The organism is Nonlabens xylanidelens, assembly GCF_002934445.1.
GTDB lineage: Bacteria > Bacteroidota > Bacteroidia > Flavobacteriales > Flavobacteriaceae > Nonlabens > Nonlabens xylanidelens.
On sequence record NZ_PTJE01000001.1, the window covers coordinates 785,940 to 800,527 of the forward strand.

General features: G+C 34.9%; 18 protein-coding genes. 11 read left to right on the forward strand and 7 right to left on the reverse strand.

Annotation, left to right across the window (positions count from 1 at the left end):
• Positions 1-103: 103 nt before the first annotated feature.
• Complete coding sequence (locus LY01_RS03580) at positions 104-541, reverse strand: hypothetical protein (protein WP_104514427.1); 438 nt, start codon at positions 539-541, stop codon at positions 104-106.
• Positions 542-730: 189 nt separating this feature from the next.
• On the opposite strand from LY01_RS03580, the gene LY01_RS03585 reads away from it, so the two are divergent.
• Together LY01_RS03585 and LY01_RS03590 are read left to right on the forward strand one after the other, a co-directional pair.
• Positions 731-1,327 carry a CvpA family protein gene (locus LY01_RS03585; RefSeq protein WP_104514428.1) on the forward strand — a complete coding sequence of 199 codons (597 nt, stop codon included), beginning with the start codon at positions 731-733 and terminating at the stop codon, positions 1,325-1,327.
• A 135-nt stretch (positions 1,328-1,462) separates the two neighbouring features.
• Positions 1,463-2,368, forward strand: a complete 906-nt coding sequence (locus tag LY01_RS03590) for a nicotinic acid mononucleotide adenyltransferase (RefSeq protein WP_104514429.1) — start codon at positions 1,463-1,465, stop codon at positions 2,366-2,368.
• A gap of 573 nt (positions 2,369-2,941) precedes the next feature.
• On the opposite strand, the gene LY01_RS03595 is transcribed toward LY01_RS03590, so the two are convergent.
• A complete protein-coding gene (locus LY01_RS03595) occupies positions 2,942-3,817 on the reverse strand; it encodes a helix-turn-helix domain-containing protein (protein WP_104514430.1) in 876 nt (291 codons plus the stop codon).
• Between the two features lie 191 nt (positions 3,818-4,008).
• Between LY01_RS03595 and hemA the strand changes: the two genes are divergently transcribed.
• From hemA to LY01_RS03615, 4 genes are all read left to right on the forward strand, one after another.
• The gene (hemA, locus tag LY01_RS03600) at positions 4,009-5,262 is read left to right on the forward strand and encodes a glutamyl-tRNA reductase (RefSeq protein WP_104514431.1); all 1,254 of its coding nucleotides are present in this window, start codon (positions 4,009-4,011) and stop codon (positions 5,260-5,262) included.
• Between the two features lie 18 nt (positions 5,263-5,280).
• Positions 5,281-5,847, forward strand: a complete 567-nt coding sequence (locus tag LY01_RS03605) for a hypothetical protein (protein WP_146080365.1) — start codon at positions 5,281-5,283, stop codon at positions 5,845-5,847.
• 10 nt (positions 5,848-5,857) lie between these two features.
• Entirely contained in the window at positions 5,858-6,811 is a 954-nt protein-coding gene (gene hemC, locus LY01_RS03610; protein WP_104514433.1) for a hydroxymethylbilane synthase, read from the forward strand.
• 76 nt (positions 6,812-6,887) lie between these two features.
• Positions 6,888-7,421, forward strand: a complete 534-nt coding sequence (locus LY01_RS03615) for a 3-hydroxyanthranilate 3,4-dioxygenase (protein WP_104514434.1) — start codon at positions 6,888-6,890, stop codon at positions 7,419-7,421.
• A 76-nt stretch (positions 7,422-7,497) separates the two neighbouring features.
• Here LY01_RS03615 and LY01_RS03620 read toward each other — a convergent pair whose 3' ends face one another.
• The 5 genes from LY01_RS03620 to LY01_RS03640 all read right to left on the reverse strand — a co-directional run bounded on the left by LY01_RS03620 (position 7,498) and on the right by LY01_RS03640 (position 10,954).
• Positions 7,498-8,079, reverse strand: coding sequence for a fasciclin domain-containing protein (locus tag LY01_RS03620; RefSeq protein ID WP_104514435.1), 582 nt, complete (start codon positions 8,077-8,079; stop codon positions 7,498-7,500).
• A gap of 265 nt (positions 8,080-8,344) precedes the next feature.
• The gene (locus tag LY01_RS03625; RefSeq protein ID WP_104514436.1) at positions 8,345-8,743 is read right to left on the reverse strand and encodes a hypothetical protein; all 399 of its coding nucleotides are present in this window, start codon (positions 8,741-8,743) and stop codon (positions 8,345-8,347) included.
• A gap of 48 nt (positions 8,744-8,791) precedes the next feature.
• The gene (locus LY01_RS03630) at positions 8,792-9,187 is read right to left on the reverse strand and encodes a GTPase (RefSeq protein WP_104514437.1); all 396 of its coding nucleotides are present in this window, start codon (positions 9,185-9,187) and stop codon (positions 8,792-8,794) included.
• Between the two features lie 11 nt (positions 9,188-9,198).
• Positions 9,199-10,218: a phenylalanine--tRNA ligase subunit alpha gene (gene pheS, locus LY01_RS03635; RefSeq protein WP_104514438.1), complete on the reverse strand. Its 1,020-nt coding sequence runs from the start codon at positions 10,216-10,218 to the stop codon at positions 9,199-9,201.
• Positions 10,219-10,243: 25 nt separating this feature from the next.
• Positions 10,244-10,954, reverse strand: coding sequence for a hypothetical protein (locus tag LY01_RS03640; RefSeq protein ID WP_104514439.1), 711 nt, complete (start codon positions 10,952-10,954; stop codon positions 10,244-10,246).
• Between the two features lie 189 nt (positions 10,955-11,143).
• On the opposite strand from LY01_RS03640, the gene LY01_RS03645 reads away from it, so the two are divergent.
• The 5 genes from LY01_RS03645 to LY01_RS03665 all read left to right on the forward strand — a co-directional run bounded on the left by LY01_RS03645 (position 11,144) and on the right by LY01_RS03665 (position 14,588).
• Entirely contained in the window at positions 11,144-12,094 is a 951-nt protein-coding gene (locus tag LY01_RS03645; RefSeq protein ID WP_104514440.1) for an HU domain-containing protein, read from the forward strand.
• Between the two features lie 29 nt (positions 12,095-12,123).
• Entirely contained in the window at positions 12,124-12,501 is a 378-nt protein-coding gene (locus LY01_RS03650; protein WP_104514441.1) for a GNAT family N-acetyltransferase, read from the forward strand.
• Positions 12,431-12,691: a GNAT family N-acetyltransferase gene (locus LY01_RS03655; RefSeq protein WP_104514442.1), complete on the forward strand. Its 261-nt coding sequence runs from the start codon at positions 12,431-12,433 to the stop codon at positions 12,689-12,691. Before LY01_RS03650 ends, LY01_RS03655 begins: the two co-directional genes overlap by 71 nt.
• Positions 12,692-12,767: 76 nt before the next feature.
• Complete coding sequence (locus LY01_RS03660) at positions 12,768-13,826, forward strand: CNNM domain-containing protein (RefSeq protein WP_104514443.1); 1,059 nt, start codon at positions 12,768-12,770, stop codon at positions 13,824-13,826.
• A 33-nt stretch (positions 13,827-13,859) separates the two neighbouring features.
• Positions 13,860-14,588, forward strand: coding sequence for a hypothetical protein (locus tag LY01_RS03665; protein WP_104514444.1), 729 nt, complete (start codon positions 13,860-13,862; stop codon positions 14,586-14,588).

Genomic DNA, 14,588 nt, shown 5'->3' on the forward strand with positions numbered 1-14,588 from the left:
GTTTATTTAATATAGAATGATTTCTTTATAAAATAAAAAACGGCACAGATTTTTAAATCTGTGCCGTTTTTTCGTTCCATATAGAGTCGTGGATTGTCAGTATTTATGGAATAATAGCATCTAGAACGACACATAATTCACCTTCTAGGCCGTTTGCCGTTACTACGTCAAATCTGAATTCGTCTCCTACTGCAGTACCAGATCGCTGGCAGGTTACCGCTACCGTATAATTAGTATTACCTAACCCTAGCGTACCACCGTCACTAGAATTGGCTGTTACTGCTTTAGTAAGCAACCATATGTTGCCAGGGTTAGTTGTTTCATAAATCTCTATTTCTGGTATGCCGTTACCGCTACCGTTAAGAAAAAGTTCGGTAGTTAATTGTGATTCAGGGATAAGTGTTTGTGTAGTGCCGTCAAAAAAGGTAAGACCTTCATAAGTGCACACGTTTTGATTATCGGCCATTCCATCATCATTGTCACAACTAAAAAGTAGGATGGATATGAAAATTAAAAGGGATGTTTTAAATAAATTTTTCATGGATGAGTTTGTTAAATGAATATGTAATTGAGATGTGAAAATTAATTATAACCTCTTGTTATATCTATACTCAATAGATATGCATTCACTCTCGTACTATGAAAGGCGCACTTGATTAGTTAAACCGTCTTGATAGGATCTCATGCGACTATGAGTTTGCTTAACGGCAATTTTAACTAACTTAGCCCGATGAATTGGTTAGATATAATTATTTGCATTGTTTTATTAATAGGTCTTTATAAAGGTTATTTAAATGGCTTTTTTGTAGAACTAACATCTTTAATAGCGCTAGTTGCTGCTATTTATGGGTCCATTTACTTTTCTAACTATGCTGGTGACTGGTTGCGAGAACAGGTGCAATGGGATGACGTTTATATTACTATCGCTAGTTTTATAGTCACCTTCCTGGTTATCATATTTGTAATTACCTATGTAGGTAAATTAATTACTAAGGTGCTTAAAACCGTTAATCTTAGTTTTATTAATAAACTTGCTGGTGCCGCCTTTGGCATTGTGAAAATGGGATTTCTAGCTAGTGTGATTTTAATGTTTATTAATTCGGCTAGTGGTGAGTTTCATATTATCGATAAGGATATTAAAGAGAAAAGTATCGTTTATGAGCATGTAGAACCACTTGCTCCATTCTTATTGCCTAAAATTCTAGAAGAGGCAGATCGTGTAGACAGACAGTTACGTGGTGAAGATGCTGTAGAAATTGATGAGAATGAAAATCAAGAACAGGACCTAGAGCAATCTCAAGACTCTACAGGTTTTAATATATTCTAGTGTTTTATGGTTAAATAGTAGGTTGATGTTATTCCGCTTTCGCGAAAGCGTAACTATCAAAACGCTTTAAATCAGTAGTTTGAAATTTCGGCATGGTTTTAGAAAACCACTTAGTAACTTTTAAATATTACTATTATGAAAGCAATAACTACTTTTTTAGCATCTGCATTACTAGCTTTTTCATTAACGAGCTGTGATACAGAAATAGTGATAGGTGACGGATATAACGCTCCTACACTAAATGAAGTGCTTGCTTCTAGCGAGGTATGGTACGTAGATTTAAACAGCACACAAGGAACACCTAATGTGCCATTTATGACTCGAGCGTTTACGTTAAGTTTTGATTTTGGTACCGTGTATGCAAATAATAACCTAGTAGGTGTAGGAAGTGCAGGCGCAGGGTTAGGAATAGATGTAGGTTCTTATAATGCGGTTAATAATCAACTTGCTATTCTTCATGATATAGATGGGTTGCATGATTTTGAAGTCATAGTCAGGGCATACGACAGATTAGAACTAAGAGATCTACATAACAATACGAGATATTTTCTAGACGGTTATGATAGGGCAAACTTTGATTACGATCAGTTGTTTTATGACAACGTTCAGTATTTTTTACAGGAATATCAAGCTTGGGAAAAAGTTTATACCAGTAATGTTGGGGCTATCAATGATTTTGACAGAGAAAACTACCTGAGATTCTTTCCGGGAAATAATGAAGATATTTTTGAAAGTTCTCAAGATAGAAACGGACTAAACTCAAGTAGTTTGTTTTGGGACTACAGTGGTGATTATACCGTCCGCGATCAGTCTCCAGGAAGTATTAACAAGCAATTAACGTTAGGTTATGATTTTATATGGAATGATTATTTCGATCTTTACATCGTAGATGATAGGACTATAGAAATGTATCATATCGATAGCGGTACTACTTACAGATTTAAAGGTCGTGGTTATATACAATTAAAAAACGCTTCTAGCGTTAATAGTACAAAGAATAGAATGCTCGATTATAATAGAGCAATGGAAAATAAAAAATAATCAGGTAAAACTGATTTAAGATTTGGTTGGTTGGAAGCCGCCTGTTGAGCAGTCTTTGCTCGCAGGCGGTTTTTTTTATGTCTTGTATTTTCAACCTGAACTTTATTCAGGATCTGCTTTTGACTTTCTTGATGTATAGATTTTACTATTATCCACCTGAGTTAACAAATCAAAACTTGTTACTCTTTTAAATTTTGGCAAAGGTTTTAAATTTCATTTTCAAGTTTTGATTTGGGTTTTGAATTCAATCAATTCTCGATGTATAAAATTTTGACGATGAAATACAGCAGTGCTAATAATGAAAATACAAGCATAAGAATCAATAGAATTGGTAAAATCTTCAAACTGTGCTTTCCATTGTTGTTTCTTACTTTCTGTATTTTTTTATAAATAATGAATAGTAATATAAACAGAATGCATAATGATAAAGTATCATAAATATAATTGGTTAACATTATTGTAATTTCTAGATCATTCTAATCAAAAATATGACTGAAACCTCACTCTTTAAGGCTGAGGAATGGTTGCATTATATGTTAGATTTTAAAAACTTTTACCTTCTCAAATTCATTCTTATTTCCCAGATATATATCTCTTAGGCGTTGTTCCGTATTTCTTTTTAAATGCACTTATAAAATGACTACCAGTAGAGTATCCTACTTTTAGGCCTACCTCATTTACATTATGCTGGCCGCTATCGAGCAACTGTCTAGCATAATCCATTTTATGACTTAGTGCAAAACCAAAAACCGTATCGCCATACACTTCCTTAAAACCTTCTTTTAATTTCTTAAGAGATAACCCTATCTCTATAGATAGCTCTTGTAGAGAAGGTAAATCGATCATGCGTTCTATTACTATTTCTTTGGCGCGTTTTATTTTGCGCATATTTTCTTCGTCAGCTAGAAATGGACATGCCTCTAGATTTGCTTCTTCTTCGGTATTAAAATATAAGGATAGCAACTCATAGGACTTTCCTTTAAAGTAAAGCTGTTTTATTGTATCGTTGAGGTTATAGTTCATTAACTGGTGCAAGGCAACAGCCATAGATGGAGATATTTTTCCATCTACATAGTATTTTTTATCCTTATTATCGGCACTTAAAAAACTAACATGTTGTGCGTCTGGAGAAAAAAGAGAGTGAAATTTCTTAATAGAAACCAGTACAGATATAAACCATGTGTTAGGCGCTATACTTAAGTCCATAGGTAAGTCGCGTGACGGATTATATAGCAAGTAGGAATTCTGTTCTTTTAAATCTAGTTTGTAACTACCTTCATTAAAAGCTAGTTGCACGCTTCCTTTTAGACAGTAGTGAAACTGTAAAAAACTGCTATCGACATGATGTGAAAAAGTTGTTTTTTCTGCACTATCATTTTTTAAACGTATGACGTGAAATCCGTCTTCTATGATAGTTACCTCTCCAGCACCTTTAGCGATGTTTTCCATTTTCATTGTTATTTAAAACGACTCTAAATAAGTGTTATTCCGCTTTCGCGAAAGCGAGATAAGCACCATCAATAGTCTATTATACAGTTTGATAAAGCAAAGATAACTCATAGCGACGAAAAAGGATCGTTAAGCGTTATTTTTAAAGCCAATCCTCTGTTAATTTTGTCGACTACTACAGAAAGTAATTTATGGCCGCGGCAGCAGCATCACATTTCACATTTTACGCAATAGGAATTAGTTACCGCAAGGCAGACGCTGTCACGCGTGGCTCGTTTTCATTGAGTGCAGACGCTATTGATAACCTGCTGATACAGGCTAAGGCTGAAGGTATTCCTTCTCTAGCTGTAATCTCTACTTGTAACCGTACAGAGTTGTATGGATTTGCTCAACATCCTTTTCAATTAATTAAATTGTTATGTGAGCATTCTCATGGAACGGTAGAAGAGTTTGAGAAAATAGCTTACATCTATAAAAATGAAGCTGCAAATGACCATCTTTTTACAGTAGGAACTGGTCTGGATAGTCAGATTTTGGGAGATTTTGAGATTATAGGTCAGCTTAAAATGTCTTTTAAGAAATCAAAATCGTATCAATTAGTCAACCCTTATATGGAGCGATTAATTAATGCCGTAATACAAGCTAGTAAGCGCATTAAGACAGAAACCGATTTAAGTAGTGGTGTAACATCTGTAAGTTTTGCTAGTGTGCAGTACATCTTAGAGAATTTTGAAAAAGGATCTAATCAAAATATAACTTTATTCGGTACCGGTAAAATAGGACGCAATACTTGTGAAAACCTTATTAAACACACTGATAATAAGGAGATTACTCTTATTAATAGGACAAAGGATAAAGCTGAGCGTATTGCAGGTAAATTTGACCTAGTTGTAAAAGATTATGCGCAATTAGAAGAGCAAATTGCTCAAACAGATATTCTTATTGTGGCCACTGGAGCGCAAAATCCTACGGTTTCTAAAGATCTTATATTTACCAATAAACCTTTATTGATTTTAGATCTTTCTATTCCTAAGAATGTAAACGAGAATGTAAAAGAATTAAGTAATGTAAATCTAGTGCATCTAGATGAACTTTCTAGAATTACTAATCGCACCCTTCAAAATCGCGAGAACTTTATACCACAAGCGCACCAAATTATTAAAGAGATACATAGTGAGTTTAAATTATGGCAAGAGTCACGTCGTTTTGCACCTACTATGAATGCCTTAAAAACAAAGCTTTCTACTCTTAAAGAAGCAGAAATTAAAAGCAACAGGACTAAAATTACTGATTTTAATCAAGAACAAGCAGACCTTATTGCTGATAAAATTATACAGAAAATAGCCGGTCATTTTGCAAATCATTTGCGCAATGAAGAAGAAAGTACTGAAGAGGCTATCGAGTTACTAAATAAGGTTTTTAAGCTAGAGCAAATAAATTCCTAATAACCGTAGATTCTGGTTATGGAAATACTCTCAAATATTCAAGAGTTTATTAATGCAAACTTCGTTCGTCTGGGCTTTGTTATTATTCTATTTATCTACTTCCTATCGTTACTACCAAAAATATCGAGTAAGATTGCCTTACAAATAATGAGATTTTTGATTCTAATTAACTGTTTATTCCATTGGTTATTGGTAATCACTTCATTTTTTACGGACCAGGCAATTTTTAGCTTAAATAGATTAAATGGTCCTTATTCTTCTTTCTATATAATAATGTTGTTAGGAAGTTTGATTCTTCCTTTAGTATTATTTATTCCTAAGGCGGGCAGTAAAGTATGGATTCTTTTCCTTGTAAGTCTTTTATCTAATATAGGTTTTTGGATGGAGCGTTGGGTTATTATAGTGACTTCTATACATCGCGATTATTTACCACCTACGCACACTGCTGAGATAGACCTTATGTTAGGTACACAAGCATTAGTTTTAGCTCATTCCTTATTTATTGCAGTTATATTTGTGCTTTTAGGAACATGGTTAGAAAACCGCGCTGAAAAACTTAAATTAAAAACCACATTTTTTAAATAGATTTAAAAGTATGTCTAGTATAATAAGAATAGGAACCAGAGATAGTGAGCTTGCTATGTGGCAAGCAAAAACAGTGCAAGCACAGCTAGAAGCTTTGGGACATAAAACGATCTTGCATCCTGTTAAATCTCAAGGAGATCTTAACTTAACAGAGCCTTTGTATGAAATGGGTATCACTGGTATTTTTACTAAAACACTAGATGTGGCGCTGGTAAAAGGAGAAATAGATATTGCCGTGCACAGTTTAAAAGATGTTCCTACACAATTGCCTAAAGGAATGGTCCAAGCAGCGGTTATGGAACGCGCGTCTTCTAAGGATATTCTCGTTTATAAAAGTAATTTTAATCCAGATGAAGAAACTACCATCGCGACTGGTAGTTTGCGTCGTAAATCACAATGGTTAGATTTATACAGTCATCATAATGTGGTAGATCTACGTGGTAATGTAAACACACGATTATCTAAGCTACATACTAATAAAGAATGGAGTGCTGCCATATTTGCCAAAGCAGGTCTGGATCGCATAGGTCTCTTAGCAAAATTAAAAGCAAATTACGGTTTTGAATATACTGACCTAGATAGTTTTATCCCAGCACCAGCACAAGGCGCGATGATGATCACTGCTATGGGAAACAATAAAGAAGTTCTTACTGCTGTAGCAGCGCTTAACCATCAACAGACTGCTGTATGTGTAGATATGGAACGCGCATTCTTACGAGATCTAGAAGGTGGATGTACCGCGCCTATAGGTGCCTTTGCTGTTGTGAAAGATGATCAATTATCGTTTAAAGGTACATTGATGAGTCTCGATGGCAAGCAACGTATAGATGTTAGTGATTCTATGCCATGGTTTGATAATGTAGATAAAGATGCATGTATCGATTTCGCGAAAGCGCAATCACAAAAAGTTCTTTCTCAAGGAGGAAAAGAATTAATGGCAGAGATTAAAGAGTCTCTTGGCTAACCAAATCTTACTACAATTTGTGCGTTGTGAATGATTAGGTAATCTCGTACCTTTAATTTCTAAAAAACGATAAAAAATGGCTATTCAAGCACCTTTTAATCTTAATAAGTGGATAGAAGATAATAGAGATCTTTTAAAGCCACCAGTAGGTAATAAGAATCTGTACAAAGATGCAGGAGATTATATAGTAATGGTAGTGGCAGGTCCTAATGCTCGTAAAGATTACCATTATAACGAAACTGAAGAGCTTTTCTACCAATTAGAAGGTAATATAGAGGTTCATATTCAAGAAGATGGTAAGAAGCGTACTATGAAATTAGGGCCTGGTGATATGTATTTACATCCTGCTAAAGTGCCACATTCTCCTGTACGTCATGAAAACTCTATAGGTCTGGTAATAGAACGCAAGCGTCTAGAAGCTGGTGCAATAGATGGTTTATTATGGTATTGTGATAATTGTAATCATAAATTGCACGAGACATTTTTTATTCTAGAAGATATAGAAAAAGATTTTCAGCCACGTTTTAGAGAGTTTTATGCAAGTGAAGAATTGCGCACCTGTGATAATTGCAATACAACCATGCCTACTGATCCTAGATTTGTCGAGTAAGAAGGTTTAGTTTTAATAACAAAAAAAATCCCAAACCTATAAAGTTTGGGATTTCTTGTAAAATATAAATAGGGATTTACATTTTAGGAAGTAATACTGCGTCTACTACATGTATAACACCGTTAGATTGATTTACGTCTGCAATAGTAACAGTTGCGCTACCACCGTTTGCGTCTGTTACAATTACTTTGTCACCACTAAGAGATAAAGTTAATTCAGATCCTGCTACTGTTTTTACAACTGCTTTTCCATTGTTCTTTTTGATTAACGCAACTACATCTGCTGCATTAAATTTTCCTGCGATTACATGGTAAGTAAGGATGCCTTGTAATTTTTCTTTGTTTTCTGGTTTTACAAGCGTTTCTACAGTTCCTGCTGGTAATGCTTCAAAAGCAGCATTAGTTGGAGCAAATACAGTAAATGGTCCTGTACTAGATAGTACATCTACTAGGTCTGCAGCTTTTACAGCAGCTACTAGAGTTGTGTGGTCTTTTGAGTTTACAGCGTTCTCTACAATTGTTTTAGAAGGATACATTTCAGCACCACCTACCATTACTGTTTTTTCTTTCATCATTTTACCCTCTTGAGCAAATGTTGACTGTCCTGCAAATAATGCAATTGCTACGAGCGCTACGCTCAAAAAATTTGACTTTTTCATAATTGTTTGTTTTAGTTATATCGTTAATACGTTTGATATACTAGGTTAGTATGCATATGGTTTTGCAACTAACCTGTTTTAACGCTCTATTAACCTAAAACAATCTTTTTTAAGACACTTTGTGAAAACGGGCTATTTTTAATGAAAAACACCTTAATTAAATATTAATTAAGGTGTTTAAGGTTTTGTAAATAAGTCAATTAGAACTGTTTTTGACAGTGTAAATTGATCCTTATAATGGGGTTATGATGAAAAATATAGCAATTTAAGAAAGTAATATACCTTCTTGTTTCATTATTGGTAAAGCAGTGAAATGGTCCTCACTTAAAGAGTGTGGTGCTGCAGTAAATACACGGTCATATAGAGTAGGTCCAATAAAATAAGTGAGAATAAATTCATTCTTAAATGGAAATACGTCTTCCATGATCAGTTCTACTTTTAAAGCAGATTTTGCTGCAACTAATTTGAAGGCGTGTCTAAATGTAGATGTCTTGCGACCGTCTTCATGTTTACCACGACTCATGATCATGATAGATTCAATAGGTTCTAGACCGTCATTAATTAAGTACACGATCCAGTCTTGTGCTGTTTTTTCTTTATTATCTTCTTTTACGATAGCGATGTAAACGTCCTTTACCACTGGTATAACGATGTCTTTTTTCATAAATTGATGTATTGATTAGTATCTACAAAAGATAGCGCGACTATAGTATTAAATAGCTTTCATTTTAGATTCTAACGCATTAATAAGGTCTGGTGTAGTAGTGATTTCATTCATTTCACCAGCGCTCATAAAAATTTCAAAACCAGAATCTGTCTCAGGAGTTTTTAAAAGAATACAAGGGTATTCATATTTAGGCAGCCACTTTGAGGCATATTCTTTCTCAAATTCATCTATGTGTAAGAACTTTAATTCTATCGATGGATAGGTGTTAGTTACGCTTTCGCGAAAGCGTGCCCATTCTGCATTTTCTTTAAAAATACCATAAGTAAGATCGCAAAGTCTGCACTCATAAGTTTTGGGACTTATTATTTTATGCGCGCTATCTAGCCATGCATTAAGCTTACCAGAGTTTGCATTGTAAACAAAAATGAGTTGTGATTTCACGATACTAATTTTTATAAAGCGTTAGAAAACTGCTTGAGAAAACGCACATCGTTTTCAAAGAACATACGTATATCACCTATCTGATATAACAACATTGCGATACGTTCTACACCCATACCAAATGCAAAACCACTGTACTCCTCTGGGTCGATACCGCAATTAGTAAGTACAGCGGGATCTACCATACCACAACCACCTATTTCTAGCCAGCCAGTACCTTTAGTTATTTTATAATCTGTTTCTGTTTCTAGACCCCAATAAATATCAATCTCAGCACTAGGCTCTGTAAAAGGGAAATAAGATGGACGCAAGCGTATTTTAGACTTACCGAACATTTCTTGAGTGAAATACAGTAAAGTCTGCTTCATGTCTGCAAAGCTTACATCCTTATCTATATAAAGTCCTTCTACCTGATGGAATATACAGTGTGCACGAGCACTTATCGCTTCATTACGGAAAACACGACCTGGAGAAATAGTTCTTATAGGTGGTTTATTATCTTCCATATAACGCACCTGTACACTAGAGGTGTGCGTTCTTAATAATACATCTGGATCTGTCTGTATAAAAAACGTGTCTTGCATATCACGAGCTGGGTGATGTGCAGGTAAATTAAGTGCTGTAAAGTTGTGCCAGTCGTCTTCTATTTCTGGACCTTCACTTACATTAAAACCTATGCGAGAGAATACATCAATAATCTGGTTTTTTACTATAGATATAGGGTGTCTTGCACCTATTTCCATAGGATATGCAGTACGCGTAAGGTCGCCGTAAATTCCAGCTTCTTCTTCCTTAGACTCTATAGTTTCTTTTAGAGATTCAACCTTTTCTTTGGCCTTTTCTTTAAGTTCATTGATTGCCTGACCGAATGCTTTCTTCTGCTCGTTAGGGACTTCTTTAAACTTTGCAAATAAATCCTTGAGTAATCCTTTACTACCTAGGTATTCAATTCTAAAAGCCTCGATAGACTCTTTGGAATCTGCTTTAAAGGCTTGTACTTTCTCAATATGTTCTTTTACTTTATCCAGCATGATCTCACGTTATAAGCTGGCAAATTTAATCATTTTTAAGGTGCTTTCTAGTCATATATCGCTCAGAATTCTCGTTGTCCATATAAATGTATCTCATTAAGAAAAACACAGCTATACCACCGAAGGTATGCCACAACCAGTGAGTGCCCATATATAGAAACTCTATGTCGTATTTTTTATCTAGAGTTCTAAAAGAAACTGCGGTAATAAAGGAAAGTAGAGCAAATGCTATAAATTTAAAATGCTTCCATTTATGACGGTAGGCATATAGAAAAATAGGAAGTAATACGGCAATAGCGGTACCTATATAGCCTATAGAGTTGCGATAACCTTTGGGTATAGGTAATGTTCTAGGGATGATGTTTAGTCCTAATATAGCAAGACCTAATGCGATCTTTTCCCAAGAACTTACTGGAGACCTAAATATGAAATATAGAGAACAGGCAAAACACAGCACGACTATGGGAACCCAATCTAATAAGAGCCAAAACTCATCACTACGAGTGGCGTGATAGATAGTGTCGCCTATAAATCCTGCTAGGAAAACAGGCATGCAACAGGATAAAAACCAGTGTTTCTTTTTTGACTTATAAATTAAAATACTGAAATAAATAATGGAGGCTAGAAAAATAAGGTTGCTAGCCGTGTTGAATGGTTCCACAGGGAATCGTCCCATTATGGTTTCTTTGTAAATAGGACCGCTATCATTTACTTGTTGCAGCAAGAAGTTGATCATATGTAGCTGTTTTTAGCGACAAATAAAGGGTTTTTGATAGGTGTTTATGGTTAAATGAATGTAAAAAGTTACGCTTTCGCGAAAGCGGATACGTTAAAAATTAATGAGTTAGATACGTTGACCTCAATTTCTTAATAACTAGTTACCCCAAGTGCTTGATCGTTTTGTTTTAATTTTTATGTTTGTGACATGCAAATCGCTACTTACATATCAGATTTATTGTACCGCCACGAGTGTGTAGTTGTTCCAGGTTTTGGAGCTTTTATCTCACGTCGCGTTCCTGCACAACATTTTGCTAGCAGTCATACTATATATCCACCTAAAAAAGGATTGAGTTTTAATGCTCAAATCCAACAAAATGATGGGTTACTGGCTAACTATATAGCAAGTGTTGCAAATCTGACTTATGATGAGTCTATTCAAGAGATACGTAATTATGTACGTTTTCTAGATCAAGAAATGGATAGGAATGGTTCAATAACTATACATAAGGTGGGTCGTTTTTCTCGTAATGAAGAAAAGGCGTTACAGTTTACACCTATGTATCTGGTTAATTATTTGCCAGAAGCTTTTGGCCTTACTTCTCACGAGACATTTGCTATCGATAGAGTTCCAGTTGCACCGGTTACTGTTGCTGAAGAAGAAATGGTTGTAGAAGAAGTTGCTGTTGTAGAGTTAGAAACTGCTAAAACTAATTCTGGTTCCTGGATACGTTATGCTGCGGCAGGTGTTATTCTTTTAGGATTAGGTCTTGGTTTTAAAGGTTATCAAACTCAAGTGAAAACCGATACCCTTGCAGTAGAACAGTTGTCTACTGATAAAGTGAATTCTACTATAGAAAGTGCAAGTTTTTTAATTAATGAACCTTTACCTACTATATCTATAGATGTTGCACCGTTAACAAAAAACTTTCATGTAGTTGCTGGCGCTTTCCGTGATCCTGCAAATGCAGACAAGCGTGTTGCTCAATTAAAACGTAAAGGTTTTGATGCAAAACGTATAGGTGTTAATTCTTATGGTCTCCATAATGTTGCATTTTCTAGTTTTGTAGATCGTGATGACGCAACTAATGAGCTTAATAAATTAAGAGCCCTTGGTTTTGATAAGGCTTGGTTATTTACTGGTAGTTTACCTAAATAAGATTTCAATTACTTTTATCGATTTATAATATGAACTACCTACTTACAGGAGAATCTACGGTGCGTTCTACTTTCAGACTCTTAAAGAGAGAAGATTATCAAACATGGTTATCTATATTTAAAGAAGAAGATACCGGTCGGTTTCTAGGGATGAAGCAAGGTCTAACCGCTCAAGAACAATGTGATGTGTGGTTTGAAAAAGCTTTCTGGCGATATGATAAAGGTACTAGTGGTATGAATGTGATGATCCATAAAGAGACCAATGAATTTATAGGTCAGTCAGGTTTACTAGTCCAGACTGTAAATGGATTAAAAAAGACTAGAAGTAGGTTATTCTATTTTACCTCATTTCTGGAAACAGGGATTTGCAAAAGAGGCTGCAGTAAGGTTGAGAGACCTAGCATTTGAAAGAGGATACGATAAGAATTTTGGTAACAGTCTAGTTTCTGTAATTCATGAAGATAATATAGGTTCCATAAAAGTTGCTTTGCACAACGGCATGTCTCTAGAGTCTGACTATATAGATAGTACAATTACCGATCGTTTTTTAGTTTACTCTATCAACAGAAAAACATGGGAACAGATTAAAAAGGACTAATAAATCAGGTCTTAATAACAAATTAATAATCACAGCAGTAGAATTGTTTATTTTTACGTGATCAAATCAACTTATCATGACATTACTTATTATCTATGCCGTTGTTTCTATTTTCTTTTCATTTCTGTGTTCTATACTAGAAGCAGTTTTGTTAAGTGTCACAGGAACATTTGTAAAGGTAAAGGAGCAGGAAGGTGCTTCTTATATTTCTTCTTTGAAAATCTTAAAAGAAGATGTGGATAAACCATTAATCGCTATTCTTACTTTAAATACACTAGCGCATACGGTAGGTGCTATTCTAGTCGGTGTACAAGCTGAAGCATTAGTAGGAGAAGGTTATCGTGCTGACGTTTTTGGAATTCCATTAGTAGGTGTGGTGTCAGCAATTATGACGGTATTAATTCTAGTAGTTTCTGAAATTATACCTAAAACCATAGGGGCGACTTACTGGAAAGGTCTTGCTGGTTTTACGACTCGCGCTCTTAATATCATGATTTTTCCATTGAAATGGACTGGAATTTTATGGGTACTCCAATTAACAACTAAGGCTATCGGTAAAAGTGCGCACATGAATTCAATGACTCGTGAGGATTTTGTTGCCATAACTGAAACAGCAGAACAAGAAGGTGTTTTTGAACCTACAGAAGGTCAGTACATTAAAAGTTTAATGAATTTTAATAGCATTATGGTGCAGGATATTATGACTCCTAGGTCGGTTATGTTTATGGCGCCACAAACTACTCTTATTAGAGATTTCTTTGATCAAAATCAAGACTTGAGATTTTCTCGTATTCCTATATTCGGTGCAAATAGAGATGATATTAAAGGGTATGTTCTTAAGGATCATATACTGTCTGATATTATTAATGACAAACCTGCAAATACACTTGAAGACCTAAAAAGGGAAATCACGATGGTGCCTGCTAGTTTGCCTATCCCACAGTTATTTGAAACCATGATCGCTACTAAAGAACACATCGCACTTGCGGTAGATGATTTTGGTAGTATTCAAGGTGTAGCTACTATGGAAGATGTTATAGAGAGTATGTTAGGTCTTGAGATTATGGACGAGAGTGATAAAGTAGAAGACATGCAACAACTTGCTCGTAAGAATTGGGAAAAGCGTAACAAGTAGTCTTAGTAATCAGTTGTATTTAATTCTTGAGAAATGATTTTTTATTATCTAACTGTTGCGGTACAGATATTTTGCTGTTATCATGCCTATAAGAATAGAAGTGAAGTATATTGGTATGCGATCATATTTCTTCTTCCGGTTATAGGGAGTCTTATTTATCTAGTGCTTAATGTACTTAAGAAGAATGACGCTCAAGTAATTACCGACGAGATTACTACAGTCATTAATCCGACTAAAAAGATTAACGACCTTATTAATAAAGTGAAATTTTCTGACACCTTTGCAAATCGTGTTGCACTAGCTGATGCTTATTTTAATAAACAAGAATATCAAAAAGCATTAGATAATTATGAGACTGTTTTGGGCGGTGCTCATAAGGATGATGCCTATGTACAAGAGCAACTAGTGATAACTCATTATCATCTTAAAAACTATAATAAGGTTATCGAGGTCGCTAGATCTTTAAAACCCAATTCAGAGTTAAGAGCGTCCAAGGTTCATTTCTTTCTTGGGTTATCTTATAAGGAATTAGGTAAGTTAAATAATGCCGAAAAGCAATTGAGATCTCTCGATGTTAGATATTCTCATTATCCAGAACGACTAGTTTTAGCTCAATTTTTAATAGATCGCAAGAAGCCAGAGGCAGCAAAGGAACTTATAGAAGAGCTTCTTACAGAGTACAGTCATATGAGTAAGCCTAATGTAAAATTGCATAGAAATACTTTTGCCGAGGTGAAAAGACTTCATAGCACTTTGGTTTAA

What these genes read in the sequence shown, in the direction of transcription:
- pheS (WP_104514438.1), bottom strand. Translation starts at nt 10,218, where the DNA reads ATGCTGGATAAAGTAAAAGAACATATTGAGAAAGTACAAGCCTTTAAA.
- LY01_RS03660 (WP_104514443.1), top strand. Translation starts at nt 12,768, where the DNA reads ATGACATTACTTATTATCTATGCCGTTGTTTCTATTTTCTTTTCATTT.
- LY01_RS03595 (WP_104514430.1), bottom strand. Translation starts at nt 3,817, where the DNA reads ATGGAAAACATCGCTAAAGGTGCTGGAGAGGTAACTATCATAGAAGAC.
- LY01_RS03625 (WP_104514436.1), bottom strand. Translation starts at nt 8,743, where the DNA reads ATGAAAAAAGACATCGTTATACCAGTGGTAAAGGACGTTTACATCGCT.
- LY01_RS03640 (WP_104514439.1), bottom strand. Translation starts at nt 10,954, where the DNA reads ATGATCAACTTCTTGCTGCAACAAGTAAATGATAGCGGTCCTATTTAC.
- LY01_RS03585 (WP_104514428.1), top strand. Translation starts at nt 731, where the DNA reads ATGAATTGGTTAGATATAATTATTTGCATTGTTTTATTAATAGGTCTT.
- LY01_RS03590 (WP_104514429.1), top strand. Translation starts at nt 1,463, where the DNA reads ATGAAAGCAATAACTACTTTTTTAGCATCTGCATTACTAGCTTTTTCA.
- LY01_RS03580 (WP_104514427.1), bottom strand. Translation starts at nt 541, where the DNA reads ATGAAAAATTTATTTAAAACATCCCTTTTAATTTTCATATCCATCCTA.
- LY01_RS03605 (WP_146080365.1), top strand. Translation starts at nt 5,281, where the DNA reads ATGGAAATACTCTCAAATATTCAAGAGTTTATTAATGCAAACTTCGTT.
- LY01_RS03665 (WP_104514444.1), top strand. Translation starts at nt 13,860, where the DNA reads ATGATTTTTTATTATCTAACTGTTGCGGTACAGATATTTTGCTGTTAT.
- hemC (WP_104514433.1), top strand. Translation starts at nt 5,858, where the DNA reads ATGTCTAGTATAATAAGAATAGGAACCAGAGATAGTGAGCTTGCTATG.
- LY01_RS03650 (WP_104514441.1), top strand. Translation starts at nt 12,124, where the DNA reads ATGAACTACCTACTTACAGGAGAATCTACGGTGCGTTCTACTTTCAGA.
- LY01_RS03620 (WP_104514435.1), bottom strand. Translation starts at nt 8,079, where the DNA reads ATGAAAAAGTCAAATTTTTTGAGCGTAGCGCTCGTAGCAATTGCATTA.
- hemA (WP_104514431.1), top strand. Translation starts at nt 4,009, where the DNA reads ATGGCCGCGGCAGCAGCATCACATTTCACATTTTACGCAATAGGAATT.
- LY01_RS03615 (WP_104514434.1), top strand. Translation starts at nt 6,888, where the DNA reads ATGGCTATTCAAGCACCTTTTAATCTTAATAAGTGGATAGAAGATAAT.
- LY01_RS03645 (WP_104514440.1), top strand. Translation starts at nt 11,144, where the DNA reads ATGCAAATCGCTACTTACATATCAGATTTATTGTACCGCCACGAGTGT.